General features: G+C 43.5%; 16 protein-coding genes. 10 read left to right on the top strand and 6 right to left on the bottom strand.

The window, feature by feature from the left end; genetic code table 11:
- Nucleotides 1–355: 355 nt before the first annotated feature.
- Genes ACYZZR_RS09780 through ACYZZR_RS09750 form a run of 7 tightly spaced genes read left to right on the top strand, consistent with a single transcriptional unit; the run spans nt 356 to nt 9259 of the window.
- Nucleotides 356–1951 carry an N-acyl-D-amino-acid deacylase family protein gene (locus tag ACYZZR_RS09780; RefSeq protein ID WP_461533820.1) on the top strand — a complete coding sequence of 532 codons (1596 nt, stop codon included), beginning with the start codon at nt 356–358 and terminating at the stop codon, nt 1949–1951.
- 32 nt (nt 1952–1983) lie between these two features.
- The gene (locus ACYZZR_RS09775; RefSeq protein WP_461533819.1) at nt 1984–3114 is read left to right on the top strand and encodes a serine hydrolase domain-containing protein; all 1131 of its coding nucleotides are present in this window, start codon (nt 1984–1986) and stop codon (nt 3112–3114) included.
- Nucleotides 3115–3166: 52 nt separating this feature from the next.
- Nucleotides 3167–3937 carry an aspartate/glutamate racemase family protein gene (locus tag ACYZZR_RS09770; protein WP_461533818.1) on the top strand — a complete coding sequence of 257 codons (771 nt, stop codon included), beginning with the start codon at nt 3167–3169 and terminating at the stop codon, nt 3935–3937.
- Nucleotides 3938–3977: 40 nt separating this feature from the next.
- Nucleotides 3978–5591 (top strand): cyanophycinase, encoded by a 1614-nt coding sequence (locus tag ACYZZR_RS09765; protein WP_461533817.1) that lies wholly within the window; start codon nt 3978–3980, stop codon nt 5589–5591.
- Nucleotides 5592–5633: 42 nt separating this feature from the next.
- On the top strand, nt 5634–6653 hold the full coding sequence (locus ACYZZR_RS09760) for an isoaspartyl peptidase/L-asparaginase family protein (RefSeq protein ID WP_461533816.1): 1020 nt from the start codon (nt 5634–5636) through the stop codon (nt 6651–6653).
- A 27-nt stretch (nt 6654–6680) separates the two neighbouring features.
- A complete protein-coding gene (locus tag ACYZZR_RS09755; protein WP_461533815.1) occupies nt 6681–8048 on the top strand; it encodes a serine hydrolase domain-containing protein in 1368 nt (455 codons plus the stop codon).
- Nucleotides 8049–8080: 32 nt separating this feature from the next.
- Entirely contained in the window at nt 8081–9259 is a 1179-nt protein-coding gene (locus ACYZZR_RS09750) for a DmpA family aminopeptidase (RefSeq protein ID WP_461533814.1), read from the top strand.
- Between the two features lie 18 nt (nt 9260–9277).
- Here the strand turns inward: ACYZZR_RS09750 and xerD are convergent, their stop codons facing one another.
- From xerD to ACYZZR_RS09730, 4 genes are all read right to left on the bottom strand, one after another.
- Complete coding sequence (xerD, locus tag ACYZZR_RS09745) at nt 9278–10180, bottom strand: site-specific tyrosine recombinase XerD (RefSeq protein WP_461533813.1); 903 nt, start codon at nt 10178–10180, stop codon at nt 9278–9280.
- Nucleotides 10181–10237: 57 nt separating this feature from the next.
- Complete coding sequence (gene porT / locus ACYZZR_RS09740) at nt 10238–10957, bottom strand: type IX secretion/gliding motility protein PorT/SprT (protein WP_461533812.1); 720 nt, start codon at nt 10955–10957, stop codon at nt 10238–10240.
- A gap of 21 nt (nt 10958–10978) precedes the next feature.
- The gene (gene ubiE / locus ACYZZR_RS09735) at nt 10979–11713 is read right to left on the bottom strand and encodes a bifunctional demethylmenaquinone methyltransferase/2-methoxy-6-polyprenyl-1,4-benzoquinol methylase UbiE (protein WP_461533811.1); all 735 of its coding nucleotides are present in this window, start codon (nt 11711–11713) and stop codon (nt 10979–10981) included.
- Nucleotides 11714–11888: 175 nt separating this feature from the next.
- Complete coding sequence (locus ACYZZR_RS09730) at nt 11889–13076, bottom strand: pyridoxal phosphate-dependent aminotransferase (protein WP_461533810.1); 1188 nt, start codon at nt 13074–13076, stop codon at nt 11889–11891.
- 212 nt (nt 13077–13288) lie between these two features.
- Here ACYZZR_RS09730 and rsmG point away from each other — a divergent pair, with 212 nt between their 5' ends.
- Complete coding sequence (rsmG, locus tag ACYZZR_RS09725; protein ID WP_461533809.1) at nt 13289–13915, top strand: 16S rRNA (guanine(527)-N(7))-methyltransferase RsmG; 627 nt, start codon at nt 13289–13291, stop codon at nt 13913–13915.
- Here the strand turns inward: rsmG and ACYZZR_RS09720 are convergent.
- On the bottom strand, nt 13904–14767 hold the full coding sequence (locus ACYZZR_RS09720) for a glycosyltransferase family 2 protein (RefSeq protein WP_461533808.1): 864 nt from the start codon (nt 14765–14767) through the stop codon (nt 13904–13906). The genes rsmG and ACYZZR_RS09720 overlap by 12 nt on opposite strands.
- A 177-nt stretch (nt 14768–14944) precedes the next feature.
- Between ACYZZR_RS09720 and ACYZZR_RS09715 the strand changes: the two genes are divergently transcribed.
- Nucleotides 14945–15127, top strand: coding sequence for a hypothetical protein (locus ACYZZR_RS09715; protein ID WP_461533807.1), 183 nt, complete (start codon nt 14945–14947; stop codon nt 15125–15127).
- 94 nt (nt 15128–15221) lie between these two features.
- Here ACYZZR_RS09715 and ACYZZR_RS09710 read toward each other — a convergent pair whose 3' ends face one another.
- Nucleotides 15222–15947, bottom strand: coding sequence for a LexA family transcriptional regulator (locus ACYZZR_RS09710; RefSeq protein WP_461533806.1), 726 nt, complete (start codon nt 15945–15947; stop codon nt 15222–15224).
- Nucleotides 15948–16409: 462 nt separating this feature from the next.
- On the opposite strand from ACYZZR_RS09710, the gene porN reads away from it, so the two are divergent.
- Nucleotides 16410–17312: a type IX secretion system ring subunit PorN/GldN gene (gene porN / locus ACYZZR_RS09705; RefSeq protein ID WP_461533805.1), complete on the top strand. Its 903-nt coding sequence runs from the start codon at nt 16410–16412 to the stop codon at nt 17310–17312.
- Nucleotides 17313–17336: the final 24 nt, after the last annotated feature.

Below are 17336 nucleotides of genomic sequence, written 5' to 3'. Positions count from 1 at the left end.
AGTTGCACAAGAAGTTGAAAGAGTCGTTTACCCGCGTGGCGAAAGCTTCCTCCGATCGCGATGTCGATATGCGTACCGCAGCCTTTATCATCGCGATAGAACGACTGGAACAAGCGTACAGACAAAGAGGTATCTTCCCTTAATAGTGATTGTCATTGTGAAGCACAAAGCTTAGTCGCTTAAGAATAGGAGTGGTATAATCAATTGTAAAAATCCTGTTGTTCGGTATATGCCGAAGACAGGATTTTTTTGTAATCGCATAAAATTGGTATGCCATTAAAATAAATATTGGAATGTAAAATATTGTCGATATTTAAATTACTTTGTTTGATTAATCAACCAAAAACCATATCTCATGAGAACATTTCTTTTTATACTCGGCCTTGCTGGCTTGGGTTGTTTCTTTTCTTGTGATTCGCGAGAGGTACCCTCTTATGAAATAGTAATACGAGGCGGGCAGGTGTTTACCGGAGACGGCGAAGATCTGGTGGTAGCCGATGTTGGAATCAATGCAGATACCATAGTGTTTATCGGGGAGATCGACACCTCTGCATCACAGCGCGTCATAGATGCCGAAGGGCTGGTTGTGGCTCCCGGATTTATAGATATGCACGCCCATATTGAACCTATTTTTAAATATCCCGATGCTCAGAGTATGGTGAGTCAAGGAGTTACTTTGGCTCTTGGAGGTCCCGATGGTGGAGGGTTCTGGCCTTTTGGACCATATCTCGACTCTCTGTCGAAAGAACAACTCGGCATGAATGTCGCTTACCTGGTGGGACACAACAGAATAAGGAGGGCAGTGATGCAAATGGACAACCGCGCTCCTACCGATGAAGAGCTGGCTGAAATGAAACAGATGGTAGAGCAGGCCATGAAAGAAGGGGCATTCGGACTCTCGACAGGACTTAAATATTTGCCCGGAACCTTTTCTGAGGTAGGCGAGGTTATCGAACTTGCAAAAGTAGCCGGTAGCTACGGGGGTATTTACACTTCTCATTTGCGCGAAGAAGGGTTGGGACTGATAGAAGGGGTGGCCGAAGCTATAAAGATAGGACACGACGCCGAGATTCCGATTGTACTCACCCACCATAAAGTAGTGGGAAAACCCATGTGGGGGTCCAGCGTCAAGACCTTGGCTATGGTCGATTCGGCAAGGGCGAAAGGAATTGATGTCATGCTCGATCAATACCCGTATGACGCTAGTTATACCGGGATTTCTGTGCTGATTCCAGCTTGGTCCATGGCAGGAGGACAGAAGGCGTTTGTAGAGCGGACAAAGAATGCGAAACTAAAAGACAGCATATTAAAAGGTATAGCCTTTAATATTGTAAATGACAGAGGAGGAGATGATTTGGATAGGGTACAATTGGCTCGAACCCCCTGGGATAGCACACTTTCGGGAAAGACATTGAAATATTGGGCAGAGCGCGAAGGTTTGGAACCCACAGCTGAGAATGGAGCAAAGTTGGTGATGGAAGCGCAGTTGACTGGAGGTGGGAGTGCCATATATCACGCGATGGAAGAAGAAGATCTCAAGCGAATCATGCAGCACCCACAAACCATGATCGGCTCTGATGGCAGACTTACAGCTCCCGGTGATTCCTGGCCTCACCCCAGATACTACGGAACCTACCCAAGGGTGCTGGGACACTATGTGAGGGAATTGAAAGTTATAGACTTGCCTGTTGCCCTGAAAAAAATGACTTCCTTACCGGCAGATCGACTCGGACTGGAGCGAAGAGGTCGGTTGAAAGTGGGTAACTTTGCCGATGTTACTGTCTTTGATCCGCAGACTGTAATCGACAAATCGACCTTTCTCGAGCCACATCAGTATTCTGAAGGGATAGAATACGTTTTGGTAAATGGTAAACTGACAGTAGATCAGGGTGAATTTACCGAAAACAGAGGTGGTAAAGTATTGCGAAGTAAGACTTTTGAAATAGACTAAACCACAAACATAAAACTAAACAACACTTTTTTATGAAACTAAACAATATTGTAAGCCGTATGTTCGGCCTCTGGAGAGCTGCACTGGTTGGATTGCTGTTTTTTGGAATCGCCGATTTGTCGGCTCAGTCAAATGTCGGAAATGTACACTATCCGGGAAAAAGCTGGGAAGTAGTAGACAATCCTGAGACACTTGGTTTTTCAAAAGAGAAACTAGAGGAAGTAGGAAAGTTGGCCAGTACTTTTCACACCGCAGCTATAATGGTGATAGTAGACGGAAAGGTACTCTATCAATGGGGAGATGTAGATCAAAAGATCAATACGCATTCTGTGCGAAAGAGTTTTATGAGTACACTGTACGGAAAGTACATAAAAGACGGCACCATAGATATTGATGCTACTATGGCCGATTTGAATATAGACGATGTAGAAGGGCTGACCAAAGAGGAGAAGAAAGCTACTGTGCGCGATTGTTTGAAAGCTCGTTCGGGGATATATCACCCGGCTTTGTACGAGACAAAAGGAATGAGAAAGCGCAAGCCTGCGAGACATTCTCATAAGGCAGGGACATTTTGGTATTACAATAACTGGGATTTTAATGTTCTGGAAACCATTTTTGCGCAAGAGACCAAAAAGGATTTTTTTGAGGCACTTTACGAAGATATAGCTAAACCTATAGGTATGGAAGATTTTGTGCCTTCCGACGGCAGGTATGTAACCGGTGATGCGTCTGAACACAGAGCCTACCCCTTTAAAATCACTGCCCGAGATCTCGCTCGGTTTGGCTGGTTGATGCTCAACAACGGAAAGTGGAACGGACAACAAGTAGTAGACAGCAACTGGGTACATCAGATTACACGTTATAGCTCAGATGCTACCTTGTATGGTAGACCAGGTTATGGTTATCTCTGGTGGGTGGCTAGAGGAGACAATCCGAGGGTTCCTCATATGCCAAAGGTCACCGTGCCCGAAGGAACCTATTCTGCACAAGGAGCCAGAGGGCAGCGACTCATGGTGATTCCGGAGTGGAATATGGTTTTTGTACACCGCGTAGACAGCAGTATAAAAGGAAATACTATTTCGGCAACCAATATGGGGAGGTTGTTTAAATTGGTGTTGGATGCCAAGATAGAACCATACAAGGTGATAAACAATAATTTATAACAGTTCTTGAACATTGCCACAAGCTTGTTGTAAGACTTGTAAACACTAATTTATGATAGGAATAGTGGGAGGCGTGGGCCCGTATGCAGGAGTCGATCTTTTGCAAAATGTATACGACAATACCCTGGCGGGAAAAGACCAAGACTATATCGATACCATGCTGTATTCGATGTCTTCGCAAATCCAGGATCGCACAGAGTTTCTTCTTGGGAAGATATCGGAAAATCCGGGATATAGCATAGCCAGAATAATTGTGAATCTGGAAAGTCAGGGTGCAACCGTTGCGGGTATTCCGTGTAATACGGCTCATGCTCCAGCGATATTCTCGGTTGTCAAAGAAGAGCTGGAGAAGAAGGGTAGCCGGATAAAATTGCTCCATATGATAGAGGAAACCATCGACCTTATCAGAACTCATTTCTCGCATTTTTCTAAGATAGGAGTGCTTTCAACCACCGGAACCTACAAGTATAAACTCTATGCAAATGTGATAAAGGCTGGCGGGTTCGAACCTGTAGAGGTCACTTCTCAAATGCAGGAAGAAATTGTGCATCCGGCGATTTATCATCCGGAATACGGTATCAAATCGACCAACCGCCCTTTTCATCCTCAGGCCAAGGCAAATTTAGATCTCGCTATAGATTACCTGAAAGAGAAGGGAGCTGAAGCAGTTGTATTAGGCTGCACCGAGATTCCCCTCGTCATTACTTCAGAGATAGAGAAAGGACTTGTGATGATCAACCCCACCAATGTCTTGGCAAGAGCACTCGTCAAGCACGCCAACGCTGATAAGCTCAAACCTTTTGGTATTGCCGAAAAGCTGTAAAGACCAATTGTAGTTACAACCAAAACACAAATTTAAAATAATGAAGAAGTACATTTCAATAATTTTTAGCGGTCTGTTTTTGATTGCAGCCCTCCACGGCACAGCTGCCGAAGCATCGGATTCTCTAGAACCCGGAACCGGCAGTTTTGTATATACCGATTATGCACCTCTTGCCGACAAGCCGATTACGGTTTGGTATCATATCCCCGAGAACAAAAAGAATGCTCCGGTGTTTTTTACCATGCACGGCAACGGTCGCAATGCCGTTGGCTACAGAGACAATATGTTGGAGTATGCCAAGCGCTACGGGTTTATACTTATAGTGCCAGAATTTTCTAAAGAGCAATTTCCCAATTCACGCGACTACCACCAGGGAGGCGTGTTTACTCGCGACGGCAATACAGTAGCTGTCAAAGATCGTACTTTTTCCGTAATAGAACCGCTGTTCGACTATGTCAAATCGCAAACGGGAAATGTCAATAAAAACTATATCTTGTACGGTTTTTCTGCTGGGTCTCAGTTTGTGCACCGCTTTATGATGTATGTTCCAAACAACCGAGCCTCTCGTATTGTTTCTTCATCTGCGGGCTACTATACCATGCCCGATTACGAGGTGAATTATCCTTATGGACTCAAAAATACCGAGCTTCCAAAAGAGAATATCAGGAAGTTTTTGGGCAGAGACTTTACTGTGATGGTCGGAACGGCAGATACGGTATACAGCAGAGAAGACTTGCGAAAGTCCACCGAAGCTTTAAAACAAGGTCGAGACAGAGTAGCGAGGGCGAAGAAATTTTATGCTGAGGGAAAAGCCCTGGCAGCCAAAGAAGGAGTTCCTTTCAACTGGAAGTTTGAAATGGCCCCGGCAGTGCGCCACAGCAATAAGCAAATAGCCGGAACGGTGGCCAACTATCTGTTCGGAAATGGCGAAGGAGGGCTTATAGTTCAAGGGGGAGGAACCCTGACCGAGGCACTTGAAGAGGAAATACTGAAAGATGAATTTTTGAAACTCACTACGGTTAAAGACCCGAAATTGCTGATTATCCCTTATGCTTCTGGTTCGAAAAGTATTGAAAGAAGAACAAACTATTACTTAGATATATATAAGAGATTGGGGTATAAAGATATATGGGTGTTGAATCTCGACAACCCAAAACAAGCGCTTAAATACATCAAAGAGTGCGATATGATCTGGATGCCAGGTGGTGGACAAACCCTGCTTAAAACGCGACTTGAGAAGGCCGGATTGGTCGACGATATTCAAAAGAGACATAAAGAGGGTGTCCCGATAGGTGGTACCAGTGCCGGTGCGGGAATAATGTCGAAGGTAATGATAAGCAGCAGCAAAAAGATGAGCGGACTGTTACTTCCGGTAATGTATCAAGGTTTGGGGCTTTGGACGGAGGTGATCGTAGATCAGCATTTTAGTGAGAGAAAACGTTCGCAGCGCCTTGAAATAGCCGTTCGCAATAATCCTGAGCTGTTGGGTGTAGGCATAGACGAAAACACAGCGACTATAGTTACCGGAAACGAGTTTCGAGTGGTAGGGGCCAATACAGTAACGGTTTATCGCGCGGATCCTGGCAACCCGGATAAAGAACTGGAAAAGACAGTACTCAAAGCCGGAGATGTTTACAAGTTTTCAGAAAACTAAAGAATTCAGTTTCTTTGCTTTACAAACCATAACTTTAAATCTATGAAACACTTATTTGTAATTTTATTGAGCTTGTCCCTTTTTGCTTGCGGAAATAGCAACAAAGAAGACAGTGGTAAAACAGACGATGTCCAAGATCAAAATACCGAGCGCTATGTGCTCGTCATTCACGGAGGAGCCGGTACCATCACCAAAGAGAAAATGACTCCGGAACGGGAAAAGGCCTATAGAGAAGGTTTGGAAGCTGCCCTATCCGCAGGATACGAGCAGTGGAAGTCGGGGAAGACTGGGTTGGATATGGTAGAGGCAGCTATTATTGAGCTGGAAAACGATTCACTCTTTAATGCAGGTAAGGGAGCTGTACTTACACATGAAGGGAAAAATGAATTGGATGCCTCTATTATGTGGGGACCCGACCGCAATGCGGGAGCTGTAGCCGGAGTAACTACGATAAAAAACCCTATTAAGGCAGCAAGGCTGGTGATGGAAAAGTCTGAGCACGTCATGCTGGTAGGAAAGGGAGCAGAACAATTTGCTGAAAGTGGAAAACTGGATATCGTAGATCCGTCTTATTTTATGACAGATCGTCGTAGTAAACAACTAAAGCGTATACTCAAAAGAGATTCTACCAAAATTGTCCTCGATCACGATGAAAAACACGGAACAGTAGGCGCTGTTGCTTTGGACAAAAACGGTAACCTAGCTGCCGGAACTTCTACTGGAGGAATGGTGAACAAACAATTTGGTCGAATCGGAGATTCGCCCATTATCGGTGCCGGAAACTATGCCGGAAAACAGGTGGCGGTATCTTGTACCGGTTGGGGAGAATTTTATATCCGAAATGTAGCGGCTTATGATGTTGAGGCGCAAATGGAGTATAACAATGCATCAGTAACTGAAGCAAGCGCTGAAGTTATCCGAAAAATTGGTGATATGGGCGGAACGGGAGGTATGATTGCCATAGACAATAAGGGAAATATCGCTATGCCTTTTAACACGAGAGGGATGTACAGAGGTGCTGTAACCGAAGACGGGAAAATCCTTATCGAAATGTACAAGTAGTAGATGCAAATAAAAAATTATAGATAGATGAAGCTATTTAAGCCGCTGTCGTTTGCGATAGTCCTTTGCCTTTGTTTCAGTGTATATGCACAGCGAGAAGAGGCGATAACTGATTTAAAAGAATTGGAAGGTTATTACAAGGTGACCGATGAGGTGGATATCCTTATCGAATCGGAGCGCTTTAGTATGGGAAATACTATTTCCTTGATTGAAGAGGCAGGAAAAGGGCAGTGGAAGGTGTCGGGACTAAACATAAACTTTTCGGCAAAAAAGAAAAACGGAGAAAATATACTGGTCGTAGAGCGATATGGAGAAAGTGCTGAGATAGGTGAAGAGCTTCCGGAGTATTTGAATAACTTTAAAGATATCCCTCTGGAAACACTTGCCGATTTGGTAGCACCGAGGTATATGATAGCCAATAATGTTCCCGGAGTTTCTATAGCGCTTATCAAAGATCACAAGGTGACTTCTGATTTGCAATACGGATTGAAGAATATTACAGATCCGACAAGTAAAGTGGATGTGTCTACTGTATTTGAAGCCTGTTCTATGTCTAAGCCACTATTTGCTTATTTTGCGCTTAAACTGGTAGAAGAAGGCAAGCTAGATCTCGACACTCCTTTGGTGGAATACCTTGGAAAAGACTATACCGAAGATCCGAGACATCGAAAAATCACAGCGCGTATGGTGTTGACCCATACTTCTGGATTTCCCAATTGGCGTCCGGGAGGGCGGAAGAAAGGAGGACCTATCCCTGTTCTTTTTGAGCCCGGTACCAAGCACAAGTACTCGGGAGAAGGGATATTGTTTTTACAGCGAACCGTAGAAAAAATACTCGGAATAAGTAGCTCTTCTGAAATGGACAGCCTTATGTACGAGTCGCTACTTAAACCTCTGGGGATGACGCATAGCCACTATATCTGGCAAGACGAATACAACGAGACCTATGCTGATGGACACGGAAATACAGGTGATTTAAGACGTAAAAAAAGACGCGTTTACAAGGAATTCAATGCCGCATTTACCCTCTATGCTACCCCTGTAGAATACGCTCATTTTCTGTTAGAACTGATGAAAACGGACCGTTCGGCTCCTTATTCGCTGGAAGAAACACTGTGGAAAACAATGACCACTCCTCAATACGACACCAACAGTACAGCCATTCTTCCTCGCCGAGACAGAACAGCGACAGGAACTAGGCATTTCGGACTTGCATTGCGTATAGATCGATTGGATTCAGGAGGTTTGCGAGTGGGGCATACCGGTTCGAATGGCAATGGTTTTAGGTGTATTTCTGAATACAATCCGGAAACGGGCAACGGACTGGTAATTATGACAAATAGTACTAAGGGAGTGCCGGTCTATAGGGCATTGCTGAGCTATCTGGAAGATTAATGTTTATAAACCATTTGCTAAAAACAAATAGGATGATTAAAATAAAGTGGCTCGCTTTACTGAGTGTTGTGATATGTACTACAGTGGTGTCGGCACAAGAGGGGGTTAAACGCGGACGTGCAAGGGATTTTGGACTGCAGACGGGTATATTGCCCACCGGAAAATGGAATGCTATTACCGATGTGCCCGGAGTAAAGGTAGGACATAGAACCTTGATAGAAGGAGATGATGTGCGCACGGGGGTTACCGCTATAATTCCGCATCAGGGAAATGTTTTTCAGCAAAAAGTGCCTGCAGCGGTATATGTGGGCAATGGCTTTGGGAAATCTATCGGCCTGTCGCAAATTGAAGAGCTCGGAACACTGGAAACACCTATTTTGCTGACCAATACTTTGAGCGTACCTGCCGTAGCTGACGGTTTGTTAGATTATATGTTAGCACTCCCGGGCAATGAAACTGTACGTTCCATAAACAGTGTGGTAGGTGAGACTAACGATGGTTATCTCAACGATATCCGGAGTAGGAATGTCACCCGCGAAGATGCGCTGCAAGCCCTAAATGCTGCCAAAAGTGGCCCGGTAAGTGAAGGCAATATAGGAGCGGGTACAGGCACGAGAGCTTTGGGCTTTAAGGGAGGTATAGGTACCGCCTCTAGGGTGTTGCCTCCATCAAAGGGGGGCTATACCGTAGGTGTATTGGTTCAGTCGAATTTTGGGGGAGTGTTGAGTATTAATGGCGCTCCTGTGGGACGAGAACTGAAAAACTTCTATATGATGGAAAAGGACCCTTATGTAGCCGATGGTTCTTGTATGATAATTATCGCAACAGATGCTCCTTTGTCTGATCGCAATCTCAAGCGACTGGCTCGACGCTCCTACCTTGCCTTTGGTGCTGTAGGATCGTTTTCATCAAACGGGAGTGGAGACTATTCTATCGCGTTTTCTACCCATCCAGACACCTTTGTTCCTTATAAAGCTCCAAAAAAACCGATGACTCCACCTGTGCTGCACAACGACGATATGTCTCCGCTTTTTATGGCGGTCTTGGAAGCGACAGAAGAAGCGATATACAATTCTCTGTTTATGGCAGAAGATATGAAGGGATTCAAAGGACATATTATGAAAGCGCTGCCTATCCCCGAAGTGCTTCCCATACTGAAAAAGTACGGTGCACTACATCAGGATAGTTTGCCTTCGGCATCTAAGAAATAATGTTTTTGAGGTCGTGCTTTAGGATGCTCCTCGAGGGTGAAATTTTTTCACAATATCAGCCAGTTGAGAGCGGTCGGTATGCATATATATTTCGGTGGTGGTAATGCTTTCGTGTCCCAACATTTGCTGAATAGCTCTCAGATCTGCACCGTTTTGAAGTAGGTGAGTGGCAAAGGAATGACGAAAGGTATGTGGACTGATGCTCTTTCCGAGATTTATTTTTTCGGCAAGCCGCTTTACGATGGTAAAGACCATGGCTCTAGTGAGCTGTTTTCCTCTTCGATTGAGAAAGAGTATGTCTTCATGTCCTTTTTGAGCCTGGATATGTACCCTTATCTCACTTTTGTATCGCTGAATAATATTTTGTGTAACCGGAGCGATGGGCACGAAGCGCTGTTTGTCGCCTTTTCCGGTAACCCTGATAAATCCTTCTGCAAAAAAAAGGTCGGAAATGCGCAAGGCGGTGAGCTCTGAAACCCTAAGTCCGCAGCTGTACAAGGTTTCCAACATGGCGCGGTTGCGCTCTCCTTCGGGAGTGCTGAGGTCGATGGCTGCGATAATCCGGTCTATGTCTTGTTGCGATAAGGTGTCGGGAAGCTTGCGTCCGATTTTGGGCGATTCTATCAACTCCATAGGGTTGTTTTCTCTATAGCCTTCAAAGACGAGGTAGTTGAAAAAACTGCGCAATCCTGAGAGTATTCTGGCTTGAGAACTGGCGTTGACGGTTGGGGCGATATCGTAGACAAATCGCTGTAGGCTTTCCGGAGAAATACGTATAGGGGATTCGTTTATAGAGCGCTCCTGTAAATACCCTATCAGTTTTTTTACATCCAGGGAATAGTTTTCCAGAGAGTTGGCAGACAAGCCTCTCTCTATCTGCAAATAGTGCCTGAAATCCTTAAGTGCCCGTTCCCAATTCACAGGCTAAAGATAAGGTTTTTCGCCTTAATGAACTCGGTTTGCAGCAAGAGGAACCAACTACTCGAAAGTGAAATTGAGAAAAATACCCCGGCTGTGCATATTGTTGAGGTTACTGGTATAAGGGCTGTCTGGGGCTTTGTCCGGTATGTGTTCGTCATTCAGTGAAAATACACCTCTGATAGAGGGAGAAAACTTAAAGTAGTACAGATAAAAGTCTATTCCAAAACCGATCTCGTAGAAATAGCTGTATTTTTTCATTCGGAATTCCCCGCTTTCTATACCCTGATCACTGTCGGCATTGCTTCCTAGATTGATGGCTCCCGAAAATCCGCCTACGATATAGGGTTTGATGTTGCCCAGGCGTTTGGTACTCACCTTGAGCAATAGCGGAACGTGAATATAAGTGGATTTTACTTCCCTGATGCCGTCTACTTCGTTAAAATAACCGTTGTCGTCTGTTATACCTAAATAATACAGATCCCTTTGATTGTAATACAGTCCCGGTTCTAGGCGTAGGTTCATATAATCGTTGATGCGGAGGTCTCCTATAAGTCCTACGTTAAACCCGATGTTTTTACTGACCTGTATATCCTTGTAGTCGTCGTTTAGTTGTTTGTAGTCGAAGTTGAAGCTGTATTGATTGATTCCGAGAAAATAGCCCCAATGCACAGGTTGTTTGTCGAAGTTTTCCAGGTTGATCAGCGGATTTTCTCTAAATTGAGAAAACGCACTATGACTTGCCATAAGGAAGATAAAGCCGAGCAATGTCCTGTTCATACACTTGGGTTTTACGGTGGGTTAATGCTGTTTTGAGGCTGTATATATGGTGGCAACTCCCATAGTTTGAGGGAGGTGTTGCACTTTTATAAACCCTGTTTTACTCAAAATATTGTTCAGTTTTTCCCCGTGAGGAAACACAGAGGCCGATTCGGAGAGGTAAGCATAGGCCGAACGGTCTTTAGAAAACAGTTTTCCGATAAGGGGGAGTATGTATTTGGTATACAGTTTATAGCCTTGTTTGTAGGGTGTTTTGGTGGGTACCGAGGTTTCTAAAATTACAAAACGTCCTTCTGGTTTGAGTACTCTTAATATTTCACTCAATCCCTTTTCGAGATTCTCAAAGTTTCGCACTCCAAAGGCTACGGTAATGGCGTCGAAGCTGTCGTCGGCAAACGGCAGGTTTTCACTGTCACCCAACACCATATTTATAGTGTTTTGCAGTTGTTTTTCTTCTATCTTGCGTTTTCCCACCTCAAGCATGCCGGGTGAAATGTCGAGCCCTGTGATCTTTTCCGCTCCTGTTTCGGCGAGGTTGATAGCCAAATCTCCGGTGCCTGTCGCAATGTCGAGTACAGTGCTCGGCCTACATTCTTTAACCAATTTAACGACCTTTTTACGCCATTTGATATCTATGCCGAAAGAGATCACTCGGTTGAGTCCGTCGTAATTTCCAGAAATGGTGTCGAACATACGCGTTACCTGTTCTTTTTTGCCCAGTTCAGAATCTTTATACGGAGTTACATTTTCAGTCATTAGAAAAATTTTGACAAAGATAGGGATATTTTGCAGGACAGAATTGCAGATGTTTCTGGAAATCACAAGTAGAAGGGGTGGATACGGCTATGAGCCAAAAAAGGCAGAATGTCACGTACCACTATACGAACTATTCTGCCTTTTTTACAGCTTAGCTGCCTTAATTTCTCAGAAATTAAGACAGTACTTCTTTTATTCTTTTCATAGCTTCTCTGAGTTCCTTTTCTGAAGCGGCATAAGAAATACGGATACAGTTAGGATTGCCAAAGGCTTCTCCTGTTACTGTAGCCACATTGGCCTGCTCGAGTAGGTAAAGTGAAAAGTCGGATGCACTTTCTATTTTATGCCCCCTCAGTGTCTTTCCGAAAAACGAGGAGATATTAGGGAAAACGTAAAAAGCTCCTTCGGGAACGTTGATCTGGAAACCGTCGATATCTCTCAACAAATCCAGCACGAGATCCCTTCTCTTTTGGAACTCGTCGATCATGTATTGTATCTTACTCACCGGAGCCTCAAGAGCGGTGATGGTAGCCCTTTGTGCAATACAGTTGGTTCCACTGGTAATTTGTCCTTGTATTTTGTTGCAGGCACGTGCCACCCAGGCAGGGGCACCGATAAACCCGATACGCCATCCGGTCATGGCAAAGGCTTTAGACACACCGTTTACGGTTACGGTACGATCGTACATACCATCGATTGCTGCTATACTTACGTGACCTCCGGCAAAATTGATATGCTCGTAAATCTCATCGGAGACGATATATATTTGAGGGTGTTTTCTCAATACCTCTGCCAGAGCTTCCAGTTCTTCCTTGCTGTACACCGAGCCGCTTGGGTTACAAGGAGAACTGTACCAAAGCATTTTGGTCTTGGGGGTGATAGCTGCCTCGAGTTGCTCCGGTGTTATTTTAAAATCGTTTTCTATGGAGGTGGAAACTACTACTGGTACACCTTCTGCGAGCTTTACGATATCGGAATAGCTCACCCAATACGGAGCGGGAATGATTATTTCATCTCCGGGATTTATCATCGCCAATGCCACATTGGCCAAAGATTGCTTGGCTCCTGTAGAAACGACAATTTGATCCGGTTTGTAGCTGAGGTTGTTGTCGCGTTTGAATTTGTTGATAATGGCCTCTTTGAGGTCGGCATAACCATCTACTGGCGAATAGCTGTTGTAATTGTCATTGATGGCCTGTATGGCAGCTTCTTTAATGAAATCTGGAGTGTTGAAATCTGGTTCACCCAAACTCAGTCCGATGATATCCCTTCCTTCAGCTCTCAATTCCCTAGCCTTAGCTGCCATAGCGAGTGTGGCAGAAGTGGCCATATTAAGTACTCTTTCCGATAGCTTTTGTTCCATAAGTTGTGTTTTATCGGTTATTAAAGTTAATACCAAGTAAACTGGTATCGATCAAAATATCTGAAGTGCGAAATTATGGCTTTTCCTGCAGATTTGAAGCTATAATTCTATAAATTAAACCCTAACTACAACTTCTTTAACAATTTTTTCTGTTTGTGTATTGTTTTCGGCGCTGTGTCTTGTTTTGCTTACTTTTGTACAAAAGTAAAACCATGTCTTCTCCCGATATAATTTTAAAATATTTTCCCGATTTGTCCGAGCGACAACAACGACAGTTCAAACAGTTGGAAGCCTTGTATGCCGACTGGAATGCGAAGATCAATGTCATTTCTAGAAAGGATATAGACGAATTGTATGTACGTCACGTGCTTCACTCTCTCGGGATAGCCAAGGTGCAAGCTTTTTGTCCTGGTAGCTCGATACTCGATGTAGGTACGGGGGGCGGTTTTCCCGGTATTCCGCTGGCTATTCTTTTTCCCGATACCCGTTTTTATCTGACCGATGCAATAGGGAAGAAGATCAAAGTAGTAGAGGCGGTGGCAGAAGCGCTCGAACTTCAAAATGTAAGAGCGGAACACATACGTGCAGAAAAAGTGAAAGAACGCTTCGATTTTGTAGTTAGCCGCGCTGTAACTAATATGCCCGATTTTGTGCGATGGGTGCGGAATTCGACGACAAAAGATAACCGTCACGAATTAAAAAACGGGATATTGTATTTAAAGGGAGGTGACCTTTCTGAAGAATTGAAGCCTTTTCCGAAAGCTGTTGAATACGCATTGTCGGATTATTTTGAAGAGGACTTTTTTGACACTAAAAAAGTGGTTCATCTATCTTTGTGACCATCCTATTTTGGACAGTATACCCCGCCATCGGTACTTTCTTATGAATTTTCCCTGTGCTTGATCTACGAGGAAAGGCAGCTTGTTTTTTCGGGCTTTGAGGTATCCCTGTGTATTGTAGAGTAAAGCTTTCCACCGTTTGAGCTTCCAAGCTGTTTTGAGTGAGGCGATAAGAGTAATCGGGAGGCCGTATCTCAGGGTGTACATAGCCTGCCCCTGTAACAATCGAGCCTTTTTGGTGTAGGCTTTTCCCGTTGGTCGAAGGTGTTTGATGACAAGTTCTTTTGAAGTGTGAACTTCAAAGCCGTAATACCGAGCCAGTAGGGTGTCTGCCGTATCCCATCCTATGGCAGGCTTGAGTCCTCCTATACTTTCAAAGCAATTTTTGGAATAGGCTTTAACGGGACCCCTTACGTGGTTTTTATCGGCTATAGCTTCGTATATCCATTGTCCTTTGTGTTTGATGTAAACCAAACCACCGGCTATCCCTACCGATGAGTCGTTTGCAAACACTGTAGCAAGAGTCTCAAAATAATTTGGAGGAAGAACAACATCAGCATCCATTTTTACAATAAAATCAAAATTGTTGTCCAGAGTTTCCAGTCCCTTGTAAAAAGCTTGAATTACCTTGCCTCCCGGAAGATGCCCTTCTCCCTTAGGTGAAAGTCGAAGTGTTCTTGCCCAGGGATGCTCTTCAGCAAAGGCAGAGGCAATCTTTGCCGTCTGGTCTGTAGAGGCGTCGTCTACAACGATGAGGGCAGTAGGTAGTAGCGTTTGAGCCGATACTGAAGCAAGAGCTTCGCCGATAAATTTCTCTTCGTTGTGAGCGGGTATGACAATATAGTACTTCAAGTTTTTTTTGTGAGTTTTTCTATGTCGGCAAAGATAAAAAAAGTAAAGTGACCCTTTTGGTAATTGTTTTTTTAAAAAAAATAGTAATAGGAAGTGGGACTTTTCAGGTGCTCTGGTGTACTAATAATAGATGTTTCATTCTGGAATAGATATATTGGGGGATAAAAATCAAAAGAAATGAGTAGTGATTGCACTTTGATAGCTGATTTGCTGGAGAAATTCAAAAATAATACCATTAGTCGAAAGGAATACGAGCAACTTGTGGCTGCGATAAGTAATCCGCTAAACGAAGGGGAGGTCAAGTATATTATGGAGGAGTATTGGCGTGATTTGGATATGTTGAATGAGGAAGAGGAATGAGAGGGGAATCCGGCGAAATCCTAAGTCAGTTATAGGCTCATGCAATTTTTAGAGCTGGGGTAGGTGTCTCTATAGCAGGATGCTCACCACTATACTACGGGTTTTTTGTTCCCCTATGTCCGATGAGATCAAGGGAAAAAACAGAAATGACCTCCCATATCTCGAGCAGCTCTTCCGAATGCATTTTTACTTTGTCTTGTCCTTTTGCCAGTTTGTCATTCATATTTAAAACGATGTGATTTGGAGCTAATGGGTTCTTGAATATCCTACTGATATAAATTCCTCTTATCTTGCTGACCAACACATAGATACTCTCTTCTGAAAGTTTTGAGATATCGATATCGCGATATTCTCCGACTACAAAATCTCCATCTTGAAGTTCAGGGGCCATAGACGATCCTACCATTTGGAAGGCTCGTATGTTATCCCCTTTGATAAATGGAAAATTAAACTTCGGAAGGCTGTCGATAAAACTTTTGAGGTGACACTCTATGACGTACCTAAATGTGAAGTTTCTGCTCACAACACAAAAACCTGAATCGCCATTTTTTTCAAGTGTCGAGGTCCTTCTGCTCGCCTGATTGAAGAAAAGCGCACCGATGTCGATATTGTAGGTTTTGCAGGGCGCAAAAACCCGGGGGAAATCGAGGGTGTTTCGCTTTTTCCAAGTAGAGATAGTGTTTGGTCTGACATTGAGAATGTCAGACAAGGCGGCATTGGTTCGGATATTGAGATGTTGCTTTAAACGCTCGATTACTTCAACAGCCTCAAATGCTACACCATCCCCTTCAGGATTTTTTATAGCGGATGCTTTTTTCATAGTTGTTGCAAGTCGGGGTGACGAAACTAAGCTTATTAAAATACGAATAAATAACAATTCAAATGTAATGTTTTTTATAAAAACAACAATATTGATATGTTTTGTTAAATATTTTAAATTCGAATTATTGAGGGTATATGTTTGAGCTTAATGCGTTTATATCTTGTGTTACTTTCTGTATCTGTTAGGAAAAAATCTCATGCGTAATAGTGTAAAATCTCTTTTTGAGTTTATTTTTGTGCATTATATGTTTTGAATTGTATTTTTGTCCGTCATTAAGTTGAGATAAATACAATAATCTCCAGTTTGTTGCGTTGTTGTTCGTGAGGAGCATATACCTGTCAAACAGTAAGTTTTAGTACAGAGACACAGAGGGCGAAATAGGTGCTTAATATTTGCGTTTTAGTATTGAGAAAAGTTAGGCGGTATCGATGCGACCGTGTGTTGAAAAAAATAAAAATTATGAATTGGAAAGGGATTTTATCCGTTTTTCTTATAAGCTTGACCGCTTGGGAAATGTCAGGTCAGGCCAATATACTCAACGCTTCGAAGCCGGAAGATATAGGAGTTAAATCTCAGGCTCAGATCAGTGAAGGAGATGATGTTCCCTTAGAGTACGGCTATGTGGAAGACAGAGATATTATGTGGTCTAAAATGGTATGGGAAGTAATAGATCTCAACGAAAGGGTAAATTTCCCACTGTACTATCCTATAGACGGAACATCAGGAGCTTTGGGTAGACAGTCGCTTTACGACGTACTGGTAACCAATATCAAAAACGGAAACCTCAAAGATATTTACACAGATTCCTATTTTACTGAACGTAGGAATTTTGGAGAGTTGGAAGCTACACTGGCAACTGTAGATACCACAGACTTAGGGTATGAACAGGTAAACGCAGGAGAGCAGGTTTCTGAAATGTATATCGATCGCAGGGAGATAAGTTCGGCCGATATAGTAGAATACAGAATAAGAGGAATGTGGTATTTTGACAAGAGACAAGGTGAGTTGAAGTACCGTCTTTTGGGTATTGCTCCGGTAGCGCCAGATGTGAATTTTATGGATCAGGGTATAGACGATGGTTCTAATTTAGTAGAATTGTTTTGGGTTTGGTATCCCAGTGCTAGAAAAGTGCTTCACGCAGCCAAAGCGTTTAATGCGAACAATTCGGGAAGACCTATATCTTTCGACCATCTTTTAAATGCGAGGAGGTTTAATGCCGTGATTTATAAGGAAGACAATGTGTATGGCGATCGAGAGATTAGGGATTATATTCCTGATAACGCCATGTTTCAACTTATGGAAGCACAGCGAATTAAAGAAGAAATTCGCAATTTTGAACAGGATGTCTGGAAAAGCGAATAATTTTTTTCGGAGCACCTCTGTTGT

Source organism: Sinomicrobium sp., assembly GCA_029266035.1.
Taxonomy (GTDB): Bacteria; Bacteroidota; Bacteroidia; order Flavobacteriales; family Flavobacteriaceae; genus Sinomicrobium.
The sequence above is the reverse complement of the archived record's forward strand: the minus strand, read 5'-3'. Positions and strand labels throughout refer to the sequence as shown.

Coding starts and splice junctions, on each gene's coding strand:
- ACYZZR_RS09760 (WP_461533816.1), top strand. CDS start 5,634: ATGAAACACTTATTTGTAATTTTATTGAGCTTGTCCCTTTTTGCTTGC.
- ACYZZR_RS09715 (WP_461533807.1), top strand. CDS start 14,945: ATGAGTAGTGATTGCACTTTGATAGCTGATTTGCTGGAGAAATTCAAA.
- rsmG (WP_461533809.1), top strand. CDS start 13,289: ATGTCTTCTCCCGATATAATTTTAAAATATTTTCCCGATTTGTCCGAG.
- ubiE (WP_461533811.1), bottom strand. CDS start 11,713: ATGACTGAAAATGTAACTCCGTATAAAGATTCTGAACTGGGCAAAAAA.
- ACYZZR_RS09755 (WP_461533815.1), top strand. CDS start 6,681: ATGAAGCTATTTAAGCCGCTGTCGTTTGCGATAGTCCTTTGCCTTTGT.
- ACYZZR_RS09770 (WP_461533818.1), top strand. CDS start 3,167: ATGATAGGAATAGTGGGAGGCGTGGGCCCGTATGCAGGAGTCGATCTT.
- ACYZZR_RS09775 (WP_461533819.1), top strand. CDS start 1,984: ATGAAACTAAACAATATTGTAAGCCGTATGTTCGGCCTCTGGAGAGCT.
- ACYZZR_RS09750 (WP_461533814.1), top strand. CDS start 8,081: ATGATTAAAATAAAGTGGCTCGCTTTACTGAGTGTTGTGATATGTACT.
- ACYZZR_RS09780 (WP_461533820.1), top strand. CDS start 356: ATGAGAACATTTCTTTTTATACTCGGCCTTGCTGGCTTGGGTTGTTTC.
- porT (WP_461533812.1), bottom strand. CDS start 10,957: ATGAACAGGACATTGCTCGGCTTTATCTTCCTTATGGCAAGTCATAGT.
- ACYZZR_RS09730 (WP_461533810.1), bottom strand. CDS start 13,076: ATGGAACAAAAGCTATCGGAAAGAGTACTTAATATGGCCACTTCTGCC.
- ACYZZR_RS09710 (WP_461533806.1), bottom strand. CDS start 15,947: ATGAAAAAAGCATCCGCTATAAAAAATCCTGAAGGGGATGGTGTAGCA.
- ACYZZR_RS09765 (WP_461533817.1), top strand. CDS start 3,978: ATGAAGAAGTACATTTCAATAATTTTTAGCGGTCTGTTTTTGATTGCA.
- porN (WP_461533805.1), top strand. CDS start 16,410: ATGAATTGGAAAGGGATTTTATCCGTTTTTCTTATAAGCTTGACCGCT.